Annotated in this window: 7 protein-coding genes; all 7 read right to left on the reverse strand. The window is 29.5% G+C overall.

Annotated elements, in window-relative coordinates:
• The coding region (locus ACOX6R_RS07465; RefSeq protein WP_433448831.1) for a DNA alkylation repair protein at positions 1 to 295 on the reverse strand (295 nt) is incomplete at its 3' end.
• A gap of 12 nt (positions 296 to 307) precedes the next feature.
• The gene (locus tag ACOX6R_RS07470; protein WP_433448833.1) at positions 308 to 979 is read right to left on the reverse strand and encodes a DUF2815 domain-containing protein; all 672 of its coding nucleotides are present in this window, start codon (positions 977 to 979) and stop codon (positions 308 to 310) included.
• A gap of 178 nt (positions 980 to 1,157) precedes the next feature.
• Entirely contained in the window at positions 1,158 to 1,628 is a 471-nt protein-coding gene (locus tag ACOX6R_RS07475; RefSeq protein WP_433448835.1) for a GNAT family N-acetyltransferase, read from the reverse strand.
• 26 nt (positions 1,629 to 1,654) lie between these two features.
• Positions 1,655 to 2,503 (reverse strand): patatin-like phospholipase family protein, encoded by an 849-nt coding sequence (locus ACOX6R_RS07480; RefSeq protein ID WP_433448837.1) that lies wholly within the window; start codon positions 2,501 to 2,503, stop codon positions 1,655 to 1,657.
• A gap of 32 nt (positions 2,504 to 2,535) precedes the next feature.
• A complete protein-coding gene (locus ACOX6R_RS07485; RefSeq protein WP_433448839.1) occupies positions 2,536 to 2,889 on the reverse strand; it encodes a thioesterase family protein in 354 nt (117 codons plus the stop codon).
• Between the two features lie 91 nt (positions 2,890 to 2,980).
• Positions 2,981 to 3,421, reverse strand: a complete 441-nt coding sequence (locus ACOX6R_RS07490; protein ID WP_433448841.1) for a GNAT family N-acetyltransferase — start codon at positions 3,419 to 3,421, stop codon at positions 2,981 to 2,983.
• Between the two features lie 96 nt (positions 3,422 to 3,517).
• The coding region (locus ACOX6R_RS07495) for a GNAT family N-acetyltransferase (protein WP_433448843.1) at positions 3,518 to 3,885 on the reverse strand (368 nt) is incomplete at its 5' end.

Raw genomic sequence — 3,885 nt, forward strand, 5'->3', positions numbered from 1 at the left:
AAACAGCCCAGTTGTCGATAAAAGGTAAAAATTTATTAATTTCTTTTATGCAGCTTTCATAGTCTTTAATATTGGATATTAAGATTCCATGCAATATATTTTCATCATAATAGTAATGTGGCAAGTCATCTAAAAACTCTCGCATCTCTATATCATCAAAAATCTTAGAAATTTTTCTTAAGTCTGGCACTCTAACACCAATTATTTTTTCATCTTCTATATTTGGAACCAATTTACTTTGAAATACTCTATACTTTTTATCTTGAAGCTCAAATAATTTTTCTTTTGCGTTCATAGCTCACCACGATTAAATAAAAAGACTCTTGCCAGTTTGTGTGGAACTAGTTCTAATAAAACCTTGTATGTATCTACTAATTCCTATTTTGTCTTTGAAATTATAAGGATAAAAATTAATTACTATCTCTCCCGTATCCCCAGTTACAATTCGCTCAGATTTGTCTAATAGATTTCCATTTTTGTCGCGAAGCACAACTCCTACATTTCCATTTTCATCTTCGCCAACCTTAACATTTCTCATTAAAATATTATTACCTATAAACTCTGGCAAAAATTCGCGCACTTTTGGCTTTTGAGAATTTATAAATTCGTTTTTATTTAGAAATACACTCTCTTTTTTATTTGAAATTAATTCTTTAAAGGTAAGATTTTCAGGAAACTTTCCAGAGCTTTTCCCCATTTCAAAAGCATTTTTGTACGCATTCTCAATTTCTTTTATAATCTCCTCATCATTTGGAATAACTACAAGAGTAGAAGGATTTACAGATGATTTTTCAATATCTGTTGGAGAAATAGTAGGAAATAAAAGTTTTACATCTTTTATTCTAACAGTAGAACCAATGCTTTTGGCTTTTAAATCTCCCAATACATTTAAATTATATTGATCTTTATTTGAAAATATAGCTTCAATTTTTGACAATCTCTCGTCTAAATTTTTAATTCTGTCTTCAACACTAATCATAAAACCCTCCCATTATTTTGTATTAATTATATTTTATCATATTAAATTTTAAAAGTAATAAATCTGTTATATATATCTTCACAAAAAAAGATCTCAAATGAAGAGATCTCTAATAAAGATTTTTTATTAAATAATTTTTATAAATTTAGTTAGAAGACAAATAAAAATATTTGAAGAATTAATTGTTAAATTTTTCTAATTCGATAAGTCCATTATTATCAATAATTCTCTCGTTATTCGAATATTTGTAACCAAGCCTTAGATAAAAATCCACTGCGGTAAGTGATGCGGGCACAACAATTCGACTAGATTTCAAAAAAAGGTCATCGCTTTCGATTGTCTCTATTATTTTTTTGCCCAAACCTCTTTTTTGATACTTAGGGTCCACAAAAATCGAAAACAAATATGTTTCATCTTCTTTATCTAAATATGGTCCTATGGCGCCACAGGCAACTATATTACCATCCTCTTCAATAACATAAAAAGAGGAATCCCTAGAATTATCTAAAATATTTTGAGGTGTCAATCTATTTATTAGATCTTCTATATACTCTTTAGAATAGTCATCTTTATTTGTAATTCTTAAAGTTTTTGCCATTAAGTTTGACACATCTATTGCATCAGTTTCTTTAAATTTTCTTATTAACATACATTCACCGCGTAATATCTACTATATTATTTTTTATTTTTATATTGAGGGTTTGATTTTAAAAATCTTTCTCCGTCACTTCGGCCAAGTCTATAAAGCTCATCTAACTTTTCTGGATCTTTCTCAACTCTACTTACTTTTATTTTTTTAGAAGGTCTTATTACTTTTGCAATATTATCTTTCTCTAGCTCGTATAATCTTTGCATTTGCCCATTATACATAATGTGCCTGTCTCTTACAGCTTTGGCAAAATTAGGATAATCTTTTTTATAAAACATATTCGTAAGCCTTGGTGGCAGTGGTTTTTTTACATAATCTTCTGGTTTAGTTAATATAACAACTAAGGAATCATAACCATTCTCGAGCATGTATTCATAAGGAATGCTGTCTACAACAGCACCATCCATATAAAGCTTATTATCTATTTTTACTGGCTTTGATAAAAAAGGCATTGATCCAGACGCCCTTAATAGATCCATCTGTTTAAACACACTTGTAATTTTGCAATACTCAGGCTTACCAGTTTCTATATTTGTCATTACGGCATAGAAAGGAACTTTTGATTTTTTATAAGTTTCATCATCAAAGACATCTAATTCAAATGGTACTTTCTCATAAGCATATTCAGTGCTTATAAAATTTCCAGTCTTTATATATGGAATTATTCCCATATAGTCCTTGTCGCTATTATATTTTTTATTATATCTGATGACGCGGCCATTTTGCTTGGATAAAAAATTTACACCAAATAGTGCACCTGCTGAAACCCCAATTATTCCATCAAAATTAAGATTATTTTCTAAGAATACATCTAGGACCCCAGCAGTGTAAACACCACGCATTGCCCCGCCTTCTAAAACTAAAGCTGTCTTCATCTTTAACCCCACTTATAAAAATTCTAACTATACTATTTACTTATTTTGTTATTTGCTTTCGCTAAAAATTTCTCACTATCAATTACGAATCTTTCGTGAGTTCCTTCACCAACTAGTCCCACTTCATCATAAACTTTAGCATTAAATACCAGTCTACGCCTATCAACTTCTATAAGTTCTGTTTCACAAGTAACTTTCATTCCTATAGGTGTAGCTGCTACATGTGATACATCTAGTTTTGTTCCTACAGTAGCTTCTCCATCTTTTAAATAATCTGCAACTGAAAGTAAAGCAGTCTCCTCAATAAGTGCAATCATAGAAGGAGTTGCAAATACAGGTAGAGTTCCACTTTTTAAAGCTTCAGCTGTATTTGTGTTATCAACCATTAATGTTTTTTTACCTTTAATTCCTATATCCATTTAAACGCTCCTTAATATAATTAATTATTTTAAAAACTAATCACAATATTTTAATAAATTACAGTTCTTTCTCGTATAAATAATCCATGTCGTGAAATTCATCTTTAAATTCTTTTATAAGTTTGTAACCCATTTTTTCATATAGACCTTTGTGTCTAGTTAGAAGATGAATAGTCTTTACTCCGCTTATTTCTTCTGCATATTTTACAAATTCTCTTGAAAGACCTCTTCCTCTATACTCAGGATCTACCCATAGCATGGCAATAAATCTATCATATTCTGGAAGTTTTATATAATCTTGATTTACAATTGTGAAAAATCCAATTATATTCTCATCGTCTTTAACATAAAAAATTCTTGCATCATCACCGAATTTTTCATTAATTGTATTCGTTGAAGTAACTTTATAGAGTAGTTTGGCAGCTCCCCACTCAATTCCTTTGATATATTCTAAAAACTTTTTATCTTCTAAATTATTTTTATATTCTATTATCTTCATCTTTTCTCCCAACATTTCTCAATGTCCATACTGCGAACATAGATTATATACCCGTAAATAGATGATTAAAAAATTATTAGCAAATAATAATTAAATTTATCCCAACAAACTTTTCTCCAACAACACAAGATTCATATCAGGTATTCCGTTAAATGTAGTTGGAACTATTGCTATCTCTTCAAATCCTAAATTTTTATATAAAGCTCTCGCCTTTAGATTTTTTTCATTTGTATCAAGTCGAAGTTCGCTACATCCTTTTTCTTTTGCGTACTCTTCATAGAATTTAACAAAATCAACTCCGATACCCTTTCCATTGAATTTAGGATCTACAACAAGTGTATGGATAACGCATACTTCTATGTCTTTTGCATCATATTTCCATGGAGCATTTACATAGCTTTCGTCCTGAATTTTATTTATAATAGCCGCTGCAATAACTTTCCCTTCATGTTCATACACAAATA

The sequence above is a fragment of the Peptoniphilus sp. genome (genome assembly GCF_050943655.1).
Taxonomy (GTDB): Bacteria; Bacillota; Clostridia; order Tissierellales; family Peptoniphilaceae; genus Peptoniphilus_A.

Excerpts from the sequence above, each read along its gene's own strand:
- ACOX6R_RS07480 (WP_433448837.1), bottom strand. The coding sequence starts at position 2,503 with ATGAAGACAGCTTTAGTTTTAGAAGGCGGGGCAATGCGTGGTGTTTAC.
- ACOX6R_RS07470 (WP_433448833.1), bottom strand. The coding sequence starts at position 979 with ATGATTAGTGTTGAAGACAGAATTAAAAATTTAGACGAGAGATTGTCA.
- ACOX6R_RS07485 (WP_433448839.1), bottom strand. The coding sequence starts at position 2,889 with ATGGTTGATAACACAAATACAGCTGAAGCTTTAAAAAGTGGAACTCTA.
- ACOX6R_RS07490 (WP_433448841.1), bottom strand. The coding sequence starts at position 3,421 with ATGAAGATAATAGAATATAAAAATAATTTAGAAGATAAAAAGTTTTTA.
- ACOX6R_RS07475 (WP_433448835.1), bottom strand. The coding sequence starts at position 1,628 with ATGTTAATAAGAAAATTTAAAGAAACTGATGCAATAGATGTGTCAAAC.